General features: G+C 35.2%; 18 protein-coding genes and 1 pseudogene. 16 read left to right on the forward strand and 3 right to left on the reverse strand.

The features are described 5' to 3' along the window. Positions 1 to 253: 253 nt before the first annotated feature. The 3 genes from M1D73_RS02470 (at position 254) to M1D73_RS02480 (ending at position 3,407) form a co-directional block, all read left to right on the forward strand. The gene (locus tag M1D73_RS02470) at positions 254 to 508 is read left to right on the forward strand and encodes a biotin/lipoyl attachment domain-containing protein (protein ID WP_000859480.1); all 255 of its coding nucleotides are present in this window, start codon (positions 254 to 256) and stop codon (positions 506 to 508) included. A 106-nt stretch (positions 509 to 614) separates the two neighbouring features. Next, positions 615 to 2,036 carry an amino acid permease gene (locus tag M1D73_RS02475; RefSeq protein WP_000981861.1) on the forward strand — a complete coding sequence of 474 codons (1,422 nt, stop codon included), beginning with the start codon at positions 615 to 617 and terminating at the stop codon, positions 2,034 to 2,036. A gap of 96 nt (positions 2,037 to 2,132) precedes the next feature. Beyond that, complete coding sequence (locus tag M1D73_RS02480; RefSeq protein WP_001067758.1) at positions 2,133 to 3,407, forward strand: acetylornithine deacetylase; 1,275 nt, start codon at positions 2,133 to 2,135, stop codon at positions 3,405 to 3,407. Between the two features lie 99 nt (positions 3,408 to 3,506). Here the strand turns inward: M1D73_RS02480 and M1D73_RS02485 are convergent, their stop codons facing one another. Then, a complete protein-coding gene (locus tag M1D73_RS02485; RefSeq protein WP_001123716.1) occupies positions 3,507 to 4,160 on the reverse strand; it encodes a helix-turn-helix domain-containing protein in 654 nt (217 codons plus the stop codon). A gap of 129 nt (positions 4,161 to 4,289) precedes the next feature. On the opposite strand from M1D73_RS02485, the gene ytaF reads away from it, so the two are divergent. After that, positions 4,290 to 4,901 carry a sporulation membrane protein YtaF gene (gene ytaF, locus M1D73_RS02490; RefSeq protein WP_000100723.1) on the forward strand — a complete coding sequence of 204 codons (612 nt, stop codon included), beginning with the start codon at positions 4,290 to 4,292 and terminating at the stop codon, positions 4,899 to 4,901. A 114-nt stretch (positions 4,902 to 5,015) separates the two neighbouring features. Continuing rightward, a complete protein-coding gene (locus M1D73_RS02495; protein ID WP_000532409.1) occupies positions 5,016 to 5,174 on the forward strand; it encodes a hypothetical protein in 159 nt (52 codons plus the stop codon). A gap of 22 nt (positions 5,175 to 5,196) precedes the next feature. Here M1D73_RS02495 and M1D73_RS02500 read toward each other — a convergent pair whose 3' ends face one another. Together M1D73_RS02500 and glsA are read right to left on the reverse strand one after the other, a co-directional pair. Beyond that, complete coding sequence (locus tag M1D73_RS02500) at positions 5,197 to 5,538, reverse strand: DUF3969 family protein (protein ID WP_000766604.1); 342 nt, start codon at positions 5,536 to 5,538, stop codon at positions 5,197 to 5,199. 174 nt (positions 5,539 to 5,712) lie between these two features. Next, positions 5,713 to 6,642, reverse strand: coding sequence for a glutaminase A (glsA, locus tag M1D73_RS02505; protein ID WP_001149861.1), 930 nt, complete (start codon positions 6,640 to 6,642; stop codon positions 5,713 to 5,715). A gap of 69 nt (positions 6,643 to 6,711) precedes the next feature. On the opposite strand from glsA, the pseudogene M1D73_RS02510 reads away from it, so the two are divergent. The 11 genes and pseudogenes from M1D73_RS02510 to pflB all read left to right on the forward strand — a co-directional run bounded on the left by M1D73_RS02510 (position 6,712) and on the right by pflB (position 18,621). Further along, a pseudogene (locus M1D73_RS02510) lies at positions 6,712 to 6,826 on the forward strand (transcriptional regulator). A gap of 141 nt (positions 6,827 to 6,967) precedes the next feature. Beyond that, positions 6,968 to 8,470 (forward strand): N-acetylglucosamine-specific PTS transporter subunit IIBC, encoded by a 1,503-nt coding sequence (gene nagE / locus M1D73_RS02515; RefSeq protein WP_000938900.1) that lies wholly within the window; start codon positions 6,968 to 6,970, stop codon positions 8,468 to 8,470. A 252-nt stretch (positions 8,471 to 8,722) separates the two neighbouring features. Then, complete coding sequence (locus M1D73_RS02520; RefSeq protein WP_000371812.1) at positions 8,723 to 9,970, forward strand: serine hydrolase domain-containing protein; 1,248 nt, start codon at positions 8,723 to 8,725, stop codon at positions 9,968 to 9,970. A gap of 155 nt (positions 9,971 to 10,125) precedes the next feature. After that, positions 10,126 to 10,527, forward strand: coding sequence for a hypothetical protein (locus M1D73_RS02525; RefSeq protein WP_000335530.1), 402 nt, complete (start codon positions 10,126 to 10,128; stop codon positions 10,525 to 10,527). 16 nt (positions 10,528 to 10,543) lie between these two features. Continuing rightward, positions 10,544 to 10,738 (forward strand): LSm family protein, encoded by a 195-nt coding sequence (locus M1D73_RS02530; protein ID WP_000899469.1) that lies wholly within the window; start codon positions 10,544 to 10,546, stop codon positions 10,736 to 10,738. Positions 10,739 to 10,751: 13 nt separating this feature from the next. Then, a complete protein-coding gene (locus M1D73_RS02535; protein ID WP_001266465.1) occupies positions 10,752 to 12,296 on the forward strand; it encodes a glycosyltransferase family 2 protein in 1,545 nt (514 codons plus the stop codon). Further along, positions 12,289 to 13,530, forward strand: a complete 1,242-nt coding sequence (locus tag M1D73_RS02540) for a nucleotide sugar dehydrogenase (protein ID WP_001088925.1) — start codon at positions 12,289 to 12,291, stop codon at positions 13,528 to 13,530. Before M1D73_RS02535 ends, M1D73_RS02540 begins: the two co-directional genes overlap by 8 nt. Then, positions 13,527 to 14,492 (forward strand): NAD-dependent epimerase/dehydratase family protein, encoded by a 966-nt coding sequence (locus M1D73_RS02545; protein WP_098212569.1) that lies wholly within the window; start codon positions 13,527 to 13,529, stop codon positions 14,490 to 14,492. Before M1D73_RS02540 ends, M1D73_RS02545 begins: the two co-directional genes overlap by 4 nt. Next, positions 14,485 to 16,029 (forward strand): glycosyltransferase family 2 protein, encoded by a 1,545-nt coding sequence (locus M1D73_RS02550; protein WP_002164788.1) that lies wholly within the window; start codon positions 14,485 to 14,487, stop codon positions 16,027 to 16,029. The genes M1D73_RS02545 and M1D73_RS02550 overlap by 8 nt, the downstream gene beginning before the upstream one ends. After that, positions 15,998 to 16,219 (forward strand): hypothetical protein, encoded by a 222-nt coding sequence (locus tag M1D73_RS02555; RefSeq protein WP_002094217.1) that lies wholly within the window; start codon positions 15,998 to 16,000, stop codon positions 16,217 to 16,219. The genes M1D73_RS02550 and M1D73_RS02555 overlap by 32 nt, the downstream gene beginning before the upstream one ends. A gap of 152 nt (positions 16,220 to 16,371) precedes the next feature. Continuing rightward, positions 16,372 to 18,621, forward strand: a complete 2,250-nt coding sequence (pflB, locus tag M1D73_RS02560; RefSeq protein ID WP_000195471.1) for a formate C-acetyltransferase — start codon at positions 16,372 to 16,374, stop codon at positions 18,619 to 18,621. Positions 18,622 to 18,627 lie beyond the last annotated feature (6 nt).

Genomic DNA, 18,627 nt, shown 5'->3' on the forward strand with positions numbered 1-18,627 from the left:
ACCCTATGAAGACTGACTTTTTATAATTTTATTAAAATTCTTATAAAATCGCAAAAATTTTTTGCTATTTTCCTTTTAAAATCTCTGAAATGATAGAAAAATTTTGCGGTTATGAAGTTTTTTTTTTGAGAAACCTTCATTTTAAATAGGAATTGGAGATTGGTACGCATTTTGCATAAATAATAATTGATATATCTAAAGGAGGGATATGCAACGTTTCAGTACCAACTAATAAGAAGGAGGAGTGTATAAAGTGAAGACGGTTATAGAATGCGTGTATAGTCCTTGTTACGGGAAAGTAGAGAAGTTATTTGTTACGGAAAGTTCTTACGTATATGAGTGGGAGAAATTAGCATTAATTGAAACAATAGATAAACAGAAAGTAGAAATTAAGATAGGGATCAGTGGTTATATTGAATCATTAGAAGTAGTAGAAGGACAAGCTATTGCTGATCAAAAGTTATTAATAACAGTAAGGGATGACCTTTTAGTAACAGGCAGTGATTAATGTAAGTGACGTGTATTTTTGCTCTTTTAAATCATTATTTTTACGGTGAATAATTTTAAAAACGCTTACATTAAATGGGTTTACAAAGTGAAAAGGGGGGATTTATATGATGAATCAAAATCAAGGATTAAAAAGAGAATTGAAAAGCAGGCACATATTTATGATTGCACTTGGAGGCGTTATTGGTACCGGTCTTTTTTTAGGATCTGGGTATACAATTCATGAAGCTGGGCCTGGAGGAGCGATTGTAGCATATCTTGTTGGAGGATTTGTTATGTATTTAACGATGCTCTGTCTTGGAGAGTTAGCTGTTGCAATGCCTGACGCAGGATCTTATCAAACGTATGCGACAAAGCATATTTCTCCTGCAGCAGGTTATGTAGTTGGATGGATGTCATGGTTAAACTGGTCAGCTACGATAGGGATTGAACTAATTGCAGTTAGTATTTTAATGAAACGATGGTTTCCTGATGTACCTTCATGGATTTGGTGCGTAGTGTTTGCGGTACTCCTCTTTGCTATTAATGCGTTATCTTCAAGAAGTTTTGCGGAAGTTGAATTTTGGTTTGCAAGTATTAAAGTAATTACGATTATTGCATTTATTATTTTAGGCGGGGCAGCAATGTTTGGTTTTCTAGATATGAAAGGAAATGAACCAGCGCCGATGTTCTCTAGTTTTACTGATTATGGTGGATTGTTCCCCAATGGATTATCAGCCATTTTAATTACGATGATTGCAGTTAATTTTTCTTTCCAAGGAACAGAATTAGTTGGTATTGCAGCAGGTGAGAGTGAAAATCCAGAGAAAACAATCCCGAAGGCAATTAACAATACAGTTTGGCGTATACTTGTTTTCTTTGTACTATCTATTTTTATTCTTGCTGGACTATTCCCTTGGCAACAAGCGGGAGTAATTGAAAGTCCATTTGTAGTTGTATTTGATAAAATTGGTATTCCTTATGCAGCAGATATTATAAATTTTGTTATCATTACAGCAGTGCTATCCGTTGCGAATTCAGGGTTATATGCAACTTCTCGTATGCTATGGTCTATGTCTAATCAAGGAATGATTAGTCCGATTTTTGGTAAGTTATCTAAAAACGGTGTTCCTATTTATGCATTGATTGTAAGTACAATTGTAGGTTGCCTTTCATTACTATCAGGTATTTATGCGGAAGATACAGTTTATTTATGGCTACTTTCTATTGCCGGGTTCGGGGCGATATTAGTTTGGGCATCTATTGCTCTATCTAACTTATTAGCTAGAAGGTCATACATAAAGCAGGGCGGGGATGTGAAAGACTTGAAATTTAAAACACCACTGTATCCATTCGTACCACTTCTTGCGTTAGTATTAAATTTAACAGTAATCGTTGGAATGGCCTTTATTCCAGAACAAAGAATGGCATTGTATTGTGGTATTCCATTTATGATTGTTTGTTTACTGTTTTACCGTGCGACAAGAAATAAGGCACGTAAAGTAGAACATATTGAAAAGACAAATACGACGGAAGTAGAGAGCTTATAATATGAATTAATTTGGAGACTGTAAGATTTGTAAACAGTCTCTTTTTTTGTGAAAATAAAGCTGGAAACATACTATGTATGCAAAGGGGAATTAGCGATGAATCCAGAAGTTTCGCAGTTGTTAAAACAAATAGATTCAAGGAAAGAGGAATTGTTAGAACTTACAAAAACATTAATTCGTTTTGAAACACCAGCACCACCAGCGAGAAATACAAATGAAGCGCAAGAATTTGTTGCAGATTTTTTAAGAAAACGAAATTTTAGTATTGATAAATGGGATGTATATCCGAATGATCCGAACGTTGTCGGAGTTAAAAAAGGAATAAAAAGTAACTCATATAAAAGTCTTATTATTAATGGTCATATGGATGTAGCTGAAGTGTCAGCAGATGAGGCGTGGGAAACGAATCCATTTGATCCATTTATAAAAGATGGCTGGTTAGTTGGACGTGGTGCAGCTGATATGAAAAGTGGGCTGGCTGGAGCGCTATTTGCCATTCAACTTTTACAAGAAGCTGGTATTGAATTACCTGGAGATTTAATCTTTCAATCAGTAATAGGAGAAGAAGTTGGAGAGGCAGGTACACTTCAATGCTGCAGGCGAGGTTACGATGCTGATTTTGCAGTAGTAGTGGATACGAGCGATTTACATATGCAAGGACAAGGCGGTGTCATTACTGGATGGATTACAGTGAAAAGTCCGCAAACGTTTCATGATGCAACGCGCAGACAAATGATCCATGCTGGAGGATGTTTATTTGGAGCGAGTGCGATTGAAAAAATGATGAAAATTGTGCAAAGCTTACAAGAATTAGAGCGCCACTGGGCAGTTATGAAAACATATGAAGGCTATCCATCTGGAACAACAACAATTAATCCAGCTGTTATTGAGGGTGGAAGACATGCAGCTTTTATTGCGGATGAGTGCCGGTTATGGATAACAGTGCACTTTTATCCGAATGAAACACATGAACAAATAATAAAAGAAATTGAAGAGTATATTGGAAAGGTGGCAGCTGCCGATCCATGGTTAAGTGAAAATCCGCCACAATTTAAGTGGGGCGGAGAATCAATGATTGTGGATCGTGGCGAAATTTTCCCTTCTTTAGAAATAGATAGTGAACATACAGCTGTAAAAACGCTTAGCTCAGTACATGAATCAATTCTTTCTAAAAATGCAATTTTAGATATGTCTGCAACGGTAACGGATGGTGGTTGGTTTAGTGAATTTCATATTCCAGCGATTATATATGGACCAGGTACATTAGAAGAAGCACATTCTGTAAATGAGAAAGTTGAAGTTGAACAGTTAATTGAATTTACAAAAGTGATAACAGCATTTATATATGAATGGTGCCACACGGAAAAATAGATTTGTACAGTAAAATCGTACGAGTATGTATACTTGTACGATTTTTTATTGAACTATTTCAGTGTTGAATATAAACAACTGAAATAGTTCTTTATTTTTCTATGTCTTTCGTTTCATTTCAATTAATTTCTCTCTCGCTAATTCAACGGCAATCGCATCATCTAAATAGCCAATTGGAAAGAGATAGTCGGGAATAATATCTGTCGATAATATGAAATAAAGTAATGCGCTCCCAAGAACTGCACGTTCTTCTTTTGAAATGGTTTCATTACAAAATTGTTGATACATATCTGTTAATTGTTCAATAAAAGGACCAGCACTATCAATTTGCTCTAATTTGCTTGCAAAACTGTCATGAATACGTTTTTCGCCTTCTGTTGTCTGGGCATAGCGTTCGTAATTTTCGAGTTCTTGTTTTACGCGAGTTGTAGTGTAATCGAAATCGAATAAGTTAGAGGATTGCAGAGTTTGCTGAATGGTATCAAGAGATGTGTACATATCCGTCTTTTCTTTATTAATGTGAGGAGAATCAGGATACATTTCATCAAATAACAATTGGGGTGGAACTTGCAGACATTCTGCGAATTTTTGTAGGTGTTTTTGTTTTGGCGGTTGTTTACCATTCATAATTCTTGAGATTGTTGCGGGATCAATATTTGTAAGCATTCCGAGTTGGCGCATAGATAAGGCACGTTCTTTTAAAAGTTTTTTTATTAATCTACTAAGCCGCTCATTTGGATTTTCTTTAGGCATAGCGAAGGCACTCCTTTTTATTGTTGAAAAAATGTTGAGCATTTATTACATGTATATGAAACAGACAGGCACAGTTGCTCAACATTTTCATAAGATGCATGGAAAAGTGAGGAAAAGGGGTGGCTATTTATGAGTACGGCAGGTCTATTTTCAATTTTTTTAATCGGGATTGCTTCTAATTTAGATAATGCAGGTGTTGGGATTGCATATGGCATTCGTAAAATTAGAATTTCGTGGTTCAACAATTTTATCATCGCATTTTTTGGGTTTTTATTTACTTTATTAGCTGGATTTTTTGGGAACTGGATTGCGTTATTTATTTCAGAGTTTACAGCAAACCTGATTGGAGCGATAGTTTTAGGGATAATCGGGGTGTTTATTTTGTGCCAGCCTTTCTTGGGGCAAAGAAATACCGTAGGCTCTAAAGATGGTAATGTACTTATGGGAATTTTACGTGATCCAGAAAAAGCAGATTTTGATGGTTCTAAAACAATTAGTTTTTCAGAAGCAATTGTATTAGGGATTGCGTTGTCTATTAATAATATTGCAGGTGGATTTGATGCTGGGATAACAAATTTAAATCTTTGGCTTACAGCGACTATTTCTGGGGTGTTTAGTTTTATTTGTATTAGTGGTTTTGCGTATGTAGGAAAACGATTTTTAGCAGAATACTTAGGGAAATGGGCGACAATTATCGCAGGAGTGTTATTAATTCTTATTGGGATCGATCAGTTGTTGTAAGGAGAGTAGAAAACAAGGTTCGAGTATTTCCTTGGAAATACAGCAAGGGATTGCATATATCGACGTACTTTTCTCCATACTAATACGGATTTCTTTTAAGAAAGGGGGATTTGTATGGGACGCGGGAAAGCATTTGATCATAAGAAAAAAGGGCATGATCATCAACCACCTAAAGGTGCGTTCATTCATAAAGATGTAAATGAACATACTTTGGAAGAGGAAGAGCTACCAGTAAATATTGAGGCGTATAAAAATAGTTTAAAAAAACATTAAAAGCACCTACATAGGTGCTTTTTTACCGTATATCTTCAATTAATTGTTCCGATTCTTCATGCATACTGTACTCACTTAATACTTGAATGCAAAGCCATTTTAATTCCTCAATCGTATGCTCAAGTTCTTCAGGAAGCACGTGATAAATGTCTTCAAGTCCCATCCCGAAATGAATAAGTTCAAGTACTTGATCATCGATGTTCCGATCCATTAATAATTCAAGTACTTCTAAATTGAATATGTATCGGTGAGCTTCGTCGAGTGAAACAACTTTTAACTTCAAGCTTTCTACAATACTCAATATAAAAAGAAGGATTGTTTTTTCAAGAACAGGTTGTTTTCCCATTTGAAATATTAGTTTCATCTTTCACACCTCCACATATAGCGCTAGGTTGTACTATATTATTCAGGAGGGGGGAACAAATATGCATGATATAGAGAAACTTTCAGCACTGTTTTTATAAGAAGATTGATAACTCGCAAAATTGAGGTTTTGGCGAAATAAAAAATCCTGCTAGTATAGCAGGATAACTCGCGATTAAAAAATGCTCCAACCTTCTTGAGCAGAAAGAAGTTCAAGAATTTTAAAACCAGCAATACTATTTCCGTTTGCATCTAAAGCTGGTCCGAAAATACCGATTCCCATGTCTCCTTTTACGCAGCCAAAAATACCACCGGCTACACCGCTTTTTGCAGGAATACCAACACGAATTGCAAATTCACCAGATTCGTTATACATACCACATGTGACCATAAATGTTTTGCAAATTTTTGTAATATGTTTAGGGATGATTTGTTTCTTTTTATATGGATCATATCCATCCATTGCAAAAATTAAGCCGATACGTGCTAAATCGATGCAGTTTACTTCAACTGCGCATTGACGAGTATATAAATCCATAAGTTCTTCAATATCACAATCGATAATTCCGTTTTGTTTCATATAATAACAAAGTGAACGGTTTAGGTAAGCTGTCTCTAGTTCTGAATCGGCAACTTTAGAGGAATAATTAATAGTAGGATTATCTGTTATTTCACGTACAAAATGAAGAATACGTTCCATTTTTTCCTCGTTATCTTTTCCTTCTAACATGCTTGTAATAGCTAATGCTCCTGCATTTATCATTGGATTAAGGGGTTTGGACGGACTTGTCGTTTCTAACTTAATAATAGAATTAAATGGGTCACCCGTTGGTTCCATTCCAACTTTAGAAAATACATATTCTTCACCACGGTCTAAAAGGGCAAGGGCAAGTGTAATTACTTTGGAAATACTTTGAAGAGTAAATAGTGTTTGTGAGTTGCCTGCATGGATATATTCTGTTTCTTTATGGAAAATGGCAATCCCTAAATCGTCTGGATTTGCATTTCCTAGTTCGGGGATATAAGTAGCAAGTTTTCCTTTTTTTGTATATGGTTTTACTTGTTCTAACAACTGTTGTAAGTTGTTTGTTTCAATGCACTGCATAGTACCAACGCTCCTATTTTGAATTAACTAAGTTTACTTTTCCCGATATGCTCGGAAATAAATAATAACATGAAAAAGTGGAATGATAAAACGAAAGTTCAATGTGCTATAATAGGTCTTTCGTTTCGAGTATTCTGTATTTTAAAAAGGAGAATTTTCCTTTTATATAACAGTTTGGAAATAGGAGATTTATCCATAAAAAGTTCGGAAATAAAAACTACACATCTATACAACTATATGTTATTATGGTTATGTAATAGAAAGCGTTTTCTAAAGCGCACTTATAATGATAACGATTTCATAAATTAAATTAGGGGGAATTAAAATGTTGCAGTTTTTACAACGTATTGGTAAAGCTTTAATGCTTCCGATCGCAGTACTACCAGCAGCAGGATTATTGCTTCGTTTAGGGCAACCAGATGTATTTGATATTCCTGTTATGGCACAGGCCGGCGCAGCAGTTTTTGATAACTTAGCACTTATTTTTGCAATTGGTATTGCAATCGGTCTTTCAGTGGATGGTAGTGGTGCAGCAGGTCTTGCAGGTGCAATTGGTTATCTTGTTATGAAAAATAGTATTGATGCACTTAGCAAAGGGTATTCAACTGCTGAATTACAAGGTAAATTAGGTAAAGTCCAAGATTTAATAGGTAATAGCGCAAATGTAGATCCATCTAAGCTTGCGGATACAATGACACAAGTATCTAAGGCTGCTGAATTATCGACTAAAGTAGATATGAAAGTTTTAGGTGGTATTATTGTTGGTGTTATAGCAGGACTTCTTTATAATAAATTCCATAAGATTAAACTTCCAGAATGGTTAGGTTTCTTTGCTGGAAAACGTTTCGTTCCAATTGTTACATCAGTTGTGATGCTGATATTAGGAATTCTATTTGCACAAATTTGGCCAACAATTCAAAATGGTATTGATGCATTAGCTCATGGAATTGTTAATTTAGGTGCAATTGGTTCAGGATTATTTGGTTTATTAAACCGTTTATTAATCCCAATTGGTTTACACCACGTAATGAACACATACTTCTGGTTTGTATTTGGGGACTTTACAAATGCAGCAGGTAATGTTGTTAATGGTGATATTGCTCGTTTCCTTGCAGGTGACAAAACAGCAGGTATGTTTATGACTGGTTTCTTCCCAGTTATGATGTTCGGTTTACCAGCAGCATGTTTCGCAATGATTGCAGCTGCTAAACCAGAAAAGCGTAAAGCAGTTACTGGTATGTTAGCTGGTCTAGCATTAACTTCATTCTTAACTGGTATTACAGAGCCTATTGAATTCTCATTCATGTTCTTATCACCAGTATTATATGGTATTCATGCTGTACTAACAGGTCTTTCTTTATTCATTACAACATCACTTGGCATTCATGATGGTTTCTCATTTAGTGCCGGTGCAATCGATTATGCTTTAAACTTCGGTATTGCAACAAAACCAGTCTTACTAGCAGGTATCGGTTTAATTTACGCAGCAATTTATTTCATAGTATTCTACTTCTTAATTAAGAAGTTCGATTTAAAAACTCCTGGTCGTGAAGATGACGATGAGTTAGTTGAAGATGGTGATGCACCAGTTGCAGGTTCAATTGGTGAAACTTACGTAGCAGCTTTAGGCGGAAAAGAAAACTTAACAGTTATTGATAACTGTGCAACACGTCTACGCTTACAAGTAAAAGATGCTGGTCAAGTAAATGAAGCAGCATTAAAACGTGCTGGTGCAAAAGGTGTTATGAAATTAAGTAATACTAGTGTACAAGTTATCGTAGGTACAAATGTTGAATCTGTTGCCGATGATATGAAAAAACACGTATAAATAATGAGATAAGAGGATGTCCCAAAAGATTGATAACATCAATTTTTTAGAGGATATCCTCTTTTTTTGTTAATAATTTAACGGGAATCTTACTTTTGTAAATTTTCTTTTTCTTTTTTGTACATATAGGTTGGTAATATGTGCAGTGCGTGATAAAGTAGGGATGATATAGAATGGATTATCCATAATCTACTAAAACGAATCTTTAGTAGAGGAATTAAATTATTGGTGAGTAAGGGGAAAAAAGCAATTATGGATCAGGAAAAAAATAATGCGAATGGGAAAGCACATCGGCCGATTGTATACATAAAAAGAACAATCATTCTCGTCTTACTATTATCACTTGTATATTTCATGTATACAAAAATTGTTGCGCATAATAAGAAAGAAGAAACTTTAAAAGCGGCAGCAGAAATGAAGAAACAAGAAGAGTTAAAAAAGAAAGAAGAAAAAAAGAAACAAGAAGTACAGAAGCAAAAACAAAAAGAGCAGGAAGAACAAATGAAGCAAGCGCAAGCAGCGGAGAAACCTGCTGAAGGACCACCTCAAGAAATTAATGAAAACGCTCAATTGGACCAGTATTTACAAAACGCAGGATTTAGCGGGACAGCTGTTATTGTGAAGAACGGAAAAGTTCTTCTGAATAAAGGGTACGGTATGGCAAATAAAGAGCAGCAAGTACCGAATAATTCAGAGACGACTTTTTATATTGGTTCTATTTCAAAGGCGTTTGTAGCAACTGCTATTATGCAATTGAAAGATCAAAATAAATTACAAGTAGAAGATACTGTTGCGAAGTATATTCCAGATTTTCCACAAGGTAATAATATTCAGCTAAAACATCTATTAACACATACATCAGGGATTCCCGAATATGAGCAGGGAAAAGAAGATATTTCTCATGAAGAACTGATAAAGCGGATAGGAAATCAAAAGCGTATTGGTGGTCCGGGAGAGAAGTGGAAGTATTCTGATTCGAACTACTCTATACTTGCTTATATTGCAGAGAAGGTAAGTGGGCAGTCACTCGAAGAATATATTAAACAACATATTTTTGCTACTGCGGGTATGAAACATTCTGGCTTTGGCACAGCGTTAGAACAAACAAGATTCCCATCAACGGGTTATAAAATAGTAAATAATAATATGACAACACCTAATATTCCAAGCATGTCACAACTTTATGGTTGTGGTGATATATATACGAGTGCACATGATTTATATTTATTTAATGAGGCGTTATACTCTGGAAAATTAATTTCAAAAGAGAGTTACGATCAAATGTTTACGGGTGGAAAAAAGGATTACGGGTTTGGATGGTACGTAGATCCAGGAAGCTATTCGAATCATGGTGTAATGCCAGGTTGGAATTGCTTAAACGGATTTAGTAAAAATGGTAGTGTATATGTTGTTTTATTATCTAACATTCAAAATAATATTAAATCATTTGGTAAAGTGAATAATGACATTTATTCGATATTGCGGAATATTGAAGTGTAAGAAACTATCCTTTTGGATAGTTTTTTTTATGCTCTGAAACAAATATTTCTTTTAGAAAATGTATGTCTTACCTATCACAAAAATATCCATTTTGTATACATTAAGATGTATGGATGTAAAATTTTATAATCTAAAAATAATAGGAGGAGAAGTGTATGTGTCTGTTCAGAAAATATTGGCATAAATTATCAAGATTGTTTAATAGACAATTAGATTATTTTTTAGATAATAAGTTATTGCCTGCTGTGGAAAGACTTTTATTTTCACAAAACTTCGCGAGATTTATTCAAAGAAACTCTAAGCAAGCTACGGAAGAAGTTATTGAATCAAGTAGATTTCAATCTATTATTTGTAACATTTTAAAAGAATGCAATACATCACCTTTTAAAGAAATTGCAAAGCAGTATTTAGGTAAAAACGTAGAAATTACGGTGACAGTTGGACAATTAACAGGTGTTATTGTAGCAGTTGGTGATGACTTCTTAACATTGCAAGAAGGAATAGGAACAGAGGTTTTATTACCATTTATAAGTATTATATCAATTAAAGAAGCGTAAGAAAGGAGACTTATATATGTTATTTACTGATGAATTACGTAACCATGTTGGCGAACTAGTGCAAGTTGTGACAGCTGTAGAAATCATTGCAGGCGTTCTTTTATCTGTGACGGATGGGGCAGTAATTGTTCGTACTTCTCCTTCTTATGGACCACCAGAAGATGTAGTTGTGCGTATTCCTATTATTGCTTATGTTCGCTTGGAAGGGTAAGAGTGATACAAGTATGAGAGTGTCAGTTGTTATTCCAGTGCATAATGAAGCAAGTACTTTATCAAAAGTTTTAGTAGAGGTAAGAAAACTCGAACCATATGAAGTTATCATAGTAGATAATGGATCTACAGATGGGACGAAGGAAATAGCATTACAGCATAATTGCCGTGTGATTTATTATAGAGATTCTCTTGGTAATGATGTGGGACGGGCAATTGGTGCTAGAGAAGCAAAAGGTGAGATTGTTTTGTTTTTAGATGGTGATATCGTCATGAAAAGTGAAGAATTATACAATTTTATTAAAGGAATACGACAAGGGCATGAGATTGTTTTAAATAATTTAACATGGTCCGTTTACTTGAAGATGAGACCGCATTATACGACGGTTGGAAAATATATGTTAAATCGTTATTTGAACAAGAAAGAGTTTGTTGTAGGATCTTTAATTGCAATACCACATGCGATAAGTCGTAAAGTGATTGAAAAACTGGGGTGGTGGAATTTAGCAGATCCAGCATTATTTCAAGCGATGGCGATGTCTAGAGGAGTAGATATTTCTGATATGGCTTCAGTTGATGTCATCTACACAAATAAAGTTCGACCTGTGCATACTGGTACATCACCTGGCTCTCCTTATCCGAAAGCGACTAGTCGTATTATGGGTGATCATTTGCGAGCTTTACAATACGTAATCGAAACATATGGTAAACGCGGTGGTTTTTCAGAGAACAATAGAGATAGAGAGTTTGTAGGAAAGTATAAACCAGTTTTATTACAAAAGAATAAAGCGAAATATAGTGCCATTATCCCAGTATCAGAAGAGAAAATAACCATAAGGTCTGTTATAAAAGAAGTGAAAGAAGCAGGTGTAGATGAAATTATAGTTGTCGCGAATGGAGCAGATGTTGAGACTGTTAAACAGGCAAAGCTAGAGAATGTTATTGTTGTTGAATTTACGAAGGCGCTTGGACATAATGTAGCACGAGCAATAGGTGCCATGCATGCTACGGCAGATATTTGTTTATTCGTTGATAGTGATCTTGTTATTCCAGCAAAAAAACTCACTCTATTTTTACATGCTGTTGAAGATGGAAATGACGTGGTGTTAAATGATTTACAATGCTTATTAGATATGTTTCATCCAGCAGATCCAATTAGTATGGGAAAATACTTTGTGAATTTGATAGCGAAACGACCAGATTTATGGAATAACTCACTAACTGCTGTACCACATGCCATTCATAAGAAGGTAATAGAGAAAATAGGATATGATTCCCTTATCATTCCGCCATTAGCACAAGTGAAAGCTATTTTAGAAGGATTCTCTATTACAACAGTAGAGTTAGTAGATGTTATAAAAACAAATCGCATACGTCCAGAGCAACACGAATTTGTAAATGGGCGTATTTCAGCGTTTGATCGTATTTTCGGTGATCAACTTGAAGCGGTTGCGTATTTATTACAATGTACGGACGAACGTGGTGGTTTTACAGATGGAGATAGAGATAGAGATGTAATTCAACAATTGAGAAGGGAAGAAGAGAATACAAATGAATAGTAGTAAAGTAGCTATTATTGGGCTAGGGTATGTTGGCCTTCCTTTAGCGGTACATTTTGCAGAAAGAGGGCATACAGTACTTGGATTAGATAAAGATATTAGGAAAATAGACTCAATTATAAAAGGAGAAAGTTATATTCCGGATGTTTCTTCTAAAGAGTTACAAAGTTTATTGACGAAAAAAAAATTAACAGTAAATACACCGGATCAAGGCATTGCTGATTTTCAAAATAGTGATTATGTTATTGTCACTGTCCCGACTCCAATTAATGAACAAAGAGAACCAGACTTAAGTGCCCTCATTTCAGCTTCGCATTATATACAACAAAACCTTCAAAAAGGACAAACCTTCATTTTTGAAAGCTCCACATATCCAGGCACACTTGAAGAAGTCATCCTACCTATTATTTCTCAAAATGGTAAAAAGGTAGGGGAAGATTTCTATATCGGATATTCCCCTGAGAGAATTGATCCAGCAAATAGTCAATATTCAGTTCAAGCTATTCCAAAAGTTATTAGTGGACAAACAGAAAAGTGTAAACAAAAGGTACAGGATTTATATAGTACCATTTTTGACGAAGTTGTACCTGTTAGCTCTCCGAAAGTAGCAGAGATGTGCAAGCTATTTGAAAATATTCAGCGCTTAGTTAACATTTCTTTAGTAAATGAACTAAACACACTATGTGAAAGTTTAGGCATTGATTTTTATGAGGCCATTGAAGCGGCATCTACAAAACCATTTGGGTTTACTCCGTATTGGCCAGGGCCAGGGATAGGGGGACACTGTATTCCCGTAGACCCTTTATATTTTCAATGGAGAATAAAAAAGAATGGGGCAATTAGTCAATTAATTGAGGCTGCACATATAATTAATGAAGAAATGCCAGAGAAAATGGTCCGCAAAGTAAAAAGTGTGGTGCAATTACCTGCAACGGTGTTAATTGTAGGGATTGCGTATAAAAAAGATGTAAATGATTTGAGAGAATCACCAGCGTTACCGATTATTCAGTTATTAAGAAATCAAGGATACGAGATAGAATATCATGATCCTTATATTTCTTCCGCAGAAATTGGAGATAAGGTGTACCAATCTGTTTCTTTAGATGAAGAAAAAGTTAAAAAAGCGGATTGTATTTTAATTTTAACGGATCATTCTAATATTGATTGGAAGCTTTTTAAAGGAATGGATCGAGTAATAGATACACGCGGGATTGTAAAGAAGGTGAGTAAATGAGTAAGAAATGTTTAATTACAGGTGGGGCCGGATTTATCGGGTCGCATTTAGCTGAAGAGTTGATAAGAAGAGGTTATGAGGTCACTGTTGTGGATAACTTTTATAAAGGTAAAAATAAGTACCATAAAGAGTTAATGAAAGAAATCCGTGTTATTCCAATAAGTGTTTTAGATAAAAATTCTATTTATGAATTAGTAGATCAGCATGATGTCGTGTTTCATTTAGCAGCAATTTTAGGTGTGAAAACAACAATGGAAAAAAGTATAGAGCTCATAGAAACGAATTTTGATGGGACAAGAAATGTTTTACAAGCAGCGTTAAAAGGAAAGAAGAAAGTAGTTTTTGCTTCTACTTCAGAAGTATATGGTAAGGCCAAGCCGCCTTTCTCTGAAGAGGGAGATCGATTGTACGGGGCAACTTCTAAAATTCGTTGGAGTTATGCAGTTTGTAAAACGTTGGAAGAGACATTATGTTTAGGGTACGCATTAGAAGGTTTACCAGTAACGATTGTTCGATACTTTAATATTTATGGTCCAAGAGCGAAAGATGGTCCATATGCAGGAGTAATCCCGCGATTTATCCGCGCGGCACTGCAAGGAGAAGACATTCTCGTATATGGAGATGGAAAGCAGACACGTTGTTTTACGTATGTAAGTGATGCGGTAGAGGCAACGATTCGGGCAATGGATGAGAAGGTAAATGGTGAGATTATTAATATAGGTTCTGAGAATGAAAAGAGCATAAAAGAAGTAGCAGAAGTAATTAAAAAATTAACGAATTCTTCTTCGAAGATTGTCCAAGTGCCTTTTGAAGAAGTATATCCTCATGGTTTTGAAGAAATTCCAAATAGAAGACCAGATGTAACAAAATTAAAAGAGCTTGTTCAATTTCAGGCGAAAGTAACGTGGGGAAACGGATTGAAGGAAACAATTAAGTGGTTTCGTGAACAAAACAATGGCTAAGTCATTATCTGTTATTATTCCTGCATGTAATGAGGTCGATACGATTTCAGACGTTATTCAATCGGTAAGACCATTAAATCCAGTAGAAATCATTGTAGTAGCAAACGGTTGTAATGATGGAACAGAAGATGTTGCAGATCGTTTAGGGTGTAAAGTAATCAAGCATACAGAGCTACTAGGGAACGATGTTGGACGTGCAGTCGGCGCAAAACATGCGATAGGTGATGTATTACTATTCATAGATGGTGATTTTGCTATTCCAACTTCAAAATTAAAATTATTCCTTAATCCGATTTTATACGATCAGGCAGATATAGTTTTAAATAATTTGGATGCATTATTTTTAAAAAGGCAAAAAACCACTTCTATTACAGTATGGCGCCAAATATTAAATGCAATGTTAGAGCGTGAAGAATTAAAAATGAATTCTTTATTAGATGTACCTCATGCGCTGACGAAAGAAGTCGTTCAAAGCATCGGATATGAATGTTTTGTTAATCCTATTGTGGCTCATTTACGCCTAGTTCAAAGTAAATGGAGAATTAGTCGTCATTGTGCTATTGACGTTATTACGCCGAATAAATTTCGTCCATTCCAGCATGCTGCATATGGGACAAATCTTTCCCAATCTGAAAAAAGAATGATAGGTGATCATATAGAAGCAGTAGCAGAACGGATATTAAGCAGTGATGAGCGCGGAGGATATTATGATGGAAATAGGAAAAGGGATAGTGTCTATCATACTTTAAGTTTTGAAGAGTTTTATCAAGGGTGGGGTGTTACATCTGATTTCTATAAAGGAAAGCAACTATCGGTTGTTATTCCCGTACAAGATGAAGAGAAAACAATTGGAAACGTTATAGAAGAGCTTCGCAAAATTGAACCCTTCGAAATTATCGTTGTCGTAAATGGTTCGTCAGATAAAACGAAAAAAATTGCAAAAGACAAAGGGGCAACGACAATTGTATATAAAGAAGCACTCGGAAATGATGTGGGGCGCTCACTTGGAACGTATTTTGCAAAAGGAGAAATTGTGTTATTTATAGATGGCGATTTTGTTATTCCAGCGAGTGAGCTATATCCTTTTGCGAAAGCTATTGCAGATGGAACAGATGTTGCATTAAATGATCTAAATCATTATTTAGATTTAAGAGTACCGCTTCATCTTGTAACTGCATTTAAATATGCATTAAATTTAGCTTGTGATAGAAAAGATCTAGGCGTAGGCTCTCTTATCGCTGTACCGAATGCGTTTAGCCGTAAGTGTTTGAAAGAAATTGGGTATAGATCTTTACTGGCGCCGTGTGTAGCCCAAGTGAAAGCTATTCTTTCAGGATTTGAAGTTGCATGTGTAAGTCGTGTTGAGGTCGATAAGATGAACCGTATTCGTCCCAGTGAACATTTTGCTAAAATAGGTCATCCACCAGCTGTACTTCGAATTATAGGTGATCATATAGAAGGACTAGATCAAATAATTGCATTAACAGACAATCGTGGCGGATTCTATGATGGCAATAGAAAAAGAGATGTTTTATAGAAGTAACAAAAAAAGTGTACAACATGTGTACACTTTTTTGTTCTGTTATAAAAACTATAACAGATTAGGAGATAAGAGTATTACAGCTCTACAATGGGTATTGTTCTTATATTACAAAATAGGACTCGTATATAAGGATACCAAAAAAATACAATTAAGGAAAGGGTTAATTTTAAAGACTTTTAAATGAAGTTAACACTATATATATAGTGGTTTGCTCAACATTTCACAAACATGTCACAACTATTTCGTTCACTTTCGTAAAAAAGTAGTATTCTAAGTGTGTAAGCTGTTATATAAAAAATCTTAGTCCTGTACTAATCAAAAATGGAGGAGATTAGGATGACTCAAGTATTAGAAAATGTTAAAAACGCATGGGAAAACTTTAAAGGTGAAAAATGGAAAGCAGAGATTGATGTTCGCGATTTCATTTTAAATAATGTAAACGTTTTCGAAGGGGACGAATCTTTCTTAGCAGAAGCAACTGAAGCAACGAAACAACTTTGGGATCAAGTAATGGATTTAACAACGAAAGAACGTGAAAACGGTGGCGTTCTTGATATGGATACAAAAATTGTTTCTTCTATTACATCACATGACCCAGGATACTTAAATAAAGATATTGAAAAAGTAGTCGGTTTCCAAACTGATAAACCATTTAAACGTTCTTTACAACCATATGGTGGTATTCGTATGGCAGAACAAGCTTGTGAATCTTATGGATACGAAATGGATAAAGAACTTAGTCGTATTTTTAGAGAGTGGAGAAAAACTCATAACCAAGGTGTATTTGATGCATACACACCAGAAATGAGAAATGCACGTAAATCAGGTGTTATTACTGGTCTTCCAGATGCATACGGACGTGGACGTATTATCGGTGACTATCGCCGAGTAGCGTTATATGGTATTGATCATTTAATTGAAGCGAAAAAAGCTGATTTGAATTTAACTGGTGGTGTAATGAGCGAAGATACAATGCGTTTACGCGAAGAGTTATCTGAGCAAATGCGTGCACTTCAAGAGTTAAAAGAAATGGCTGCTTCTCATGGCTTCGATATTTCTAAGCCAGCAACAAATGCACAAGAAGCATTCCAATGGTTATACTTCGCATACCTTGCAGCGATTAAAGAGCAAAACGGAGCTGCAATGAGTCTTGGACGTACTTCTACATTCTTAGATATTTACATTGAAAGAGATTTAGCAAATGGTACTTTAACAGAAGAAGAAGTACAAGAAATTGTAGATCACTTCATTATGAAATTACGTCTTGTGAAATTCGCAAGAACACCTGATTATAATGAATTATTCTCTGGTGACCCAACTTGGGTAACTGAATCTATCGGTGGTATGGCATTAGATGGTCGTCCATTAGTAACAAAGAACTCATTCCGTTTCTTGCATACATTAGATAATTTAGGACCAGCTCCAGAACCAAACTTAACTGTTCTTTGGTCTAAACAATTACCAGAGAACTTTAAAAACTACTGTGCGAAAATGTCTATTAAAACATCAGCAATTCAATATGAAAATGATGACATTATGCGTCCTGAATACGGCGATGATTACGGTATTGCATGTTGCGTATCTGCAATGAGAATCGGTAAACAAATGCAGTTCTTCGGAGCTCGTGCAAACTTAGCGAAAGCATTATTATATGCGATTAACGGTGGTAAAGATGAAAAGTCAAAAGCACAAGTTGGTCCTGAGTACGCACCAATTACTTCTGAAGTATTAAATTATGAAGAAGTTATGCATAAGTTTGATATGACAATGGAATGGTTAGCGGGTCTATATTTAAACACATTAAATGTTATCCATTACATGCATGATAAATATAGCTATGAACGTATTGAAATGGCACTTCATGATACAAACGTTCTTCGTACAATGGCAACAGGTATCGCTGGTCTATCTGTAGTAGCAGATTCATTAAGTGCAATTAAGTACGCAAAAGTAAAACCAATTCGTGATGAAAATGGTATTGCAGTTGACTTCGAGATTGAAGGAGATTTCCCTAAATACGGTAACAATGATGATCGTGTAGATGAGATTGCTGTAAATCTTGTAAAAACATTTATGAATAAACTTCGTAAACATAAAACATACAGAAACTCTGTTCATACAATGTCAATCTTAACAATCACATCTAACGTTGTTTACGGTAAGAAAACTGGTAATACTCCAGATGGCCGCCGTACTGGAGAACCATTTGCACCAGGTGCGAACCCAATGCATGGACGCGATACAAAAGGTGCATTAGCTTCATTATTATCTGTGGCTAAATTACCATATGAAGATGCACAAGATGGTATTTCTAATACATTCTCTATTATTCCGAAAGCACTTGGTAAAGAAGATGATGTACAAGTACGTAACTTAGTATCAATGCTTGATGGCTATGCAGTAAAAGAAGGGCACCACTTAAATATTAACGTATTTAACCGTGAAACATTAATGGATGCAATGGAACATCCTGAGAAGTATCCACAATTAACAATTCGTGTATCTGGTTATGCTGTAAACTTTATTAAATTAACTCGTGAACAACAAATTGATGTAATTAACCGTACAATGCATGAAAGCATGTAAATGAAA

It is taken from the genome of Bacillus sp. PK3-067 (assembly GCF_056738645.1).

Coding starts and splice junctions, on each gene's coding strand:
- M1D73_RS02475 (WP_000981861.1), top strand. CDS start 615: ATGATGAATCAAAATCAAGGATTAAAAAGAGAATTGAAAAGCAGGCAC.
- M1D73_RS02480 (WP_001067758.1), top strand. CDS start 2,133: ATGAATCCAGAAGTTTCGCAGTTGTTAAAACAAATAGATTCAAGGAAA.
- M1D73_RS02485 (WP_001123716.1), bottom strand. CDS start 4,160: ATGCCTAAAGAAAATCCAAATGAGCGGCTTAGTAGATTAATAAAAAAA.
- ytaF (WP_000100723.1), top strand. CDS start 4,290: ATGAGTACGGCAGGTCTATTTTCAATTTTTTTAATCGGGATTGCTTCT.
- M1D73_RS02495 (WP_000532409.1), top strand. CDS start 5,016: ATGGGACGCGGGAAAGCATTTGATCATAAGAAAAAAGGGCATGATCAT.
- M1D73_RS02500 (WP_000766604.1), bottom strand. CDS start 5,538: ATGAAACTAATATTTCAAATGGGAAAACAACCTGTTCTTGAAAAAACA.
- glsA (WP_001149861.1), bottom strand. CDS start 6,642: ATGCAGTGCATTGAAACAAACAACTTACAACAGTTGTTAGAACAAGTA.
- nagE (WP_000938900.1), top strand. CDS start 6,968: ATGTTGCAGTTTTTACAACGTATTGGTAAAGCTTTAATGCTTCCGATC.
- M1D73_RS02520 (WP_000371812.1), top strand. CDS start 8,723: ATGGATCAGGAAAAAAATAATGCGAATGGGAAAGCACATCGGCCGATT.
- M1D73_RS02525 (WP_000335530.1), top strand. CDS start 10,126: ATGTGTCTGTTCAGAAAATATTGGCATAAATTATCAAGATTGTTTAAT.
- M1D73_RS02530 (WP_000899469.1), top strand. CDS start 10,544: ATGTTATTTACTGATGAATTACGTAACCATGTTGGCGAACTAGTGCAA.
- M1D73_RS02535 (WP_001266465.1), top strand. CDS start 10,752: ATGAGAGTGTCAGTTGTTATTCCAGTGCATAATGAAGCAAGTACTTTA.
- M1D73_RS02540 (WP_001088925.1), top strand. CDS start 12,289: ATGAATAGTAGTAAAGTAGCTATTATTGGGCTAGGGTATGTTGGCCTT.
- M1D73_RS02545 (WP_098212569.1), top strand. CDS start 13,527: ATGAGTAAGAAATGTTTAATTACAGGTGGGGCCGGATTTATCGGGTCG.
- M1D73_RS02550 (WP_002164788.1), top strand. CDS start 14,485: ATGGCTAAGTCATTATCTGTTATTATTCCTGCATGTAATGAGGTCGAT.
- M1D73_RS02555 (WP_002094217.1), top strand. CDS start 15,998: ATGATGGCAATAGAAAAAGAGATGTTTTATAGAAGTAACAAAAAAAGT.
- pflB (WP_000195471.1), top strand. CDS start 16,372: ATGACTCAAGTATTAGAAAATGTTAAAAACGCATGGGAAAACTTTAAA.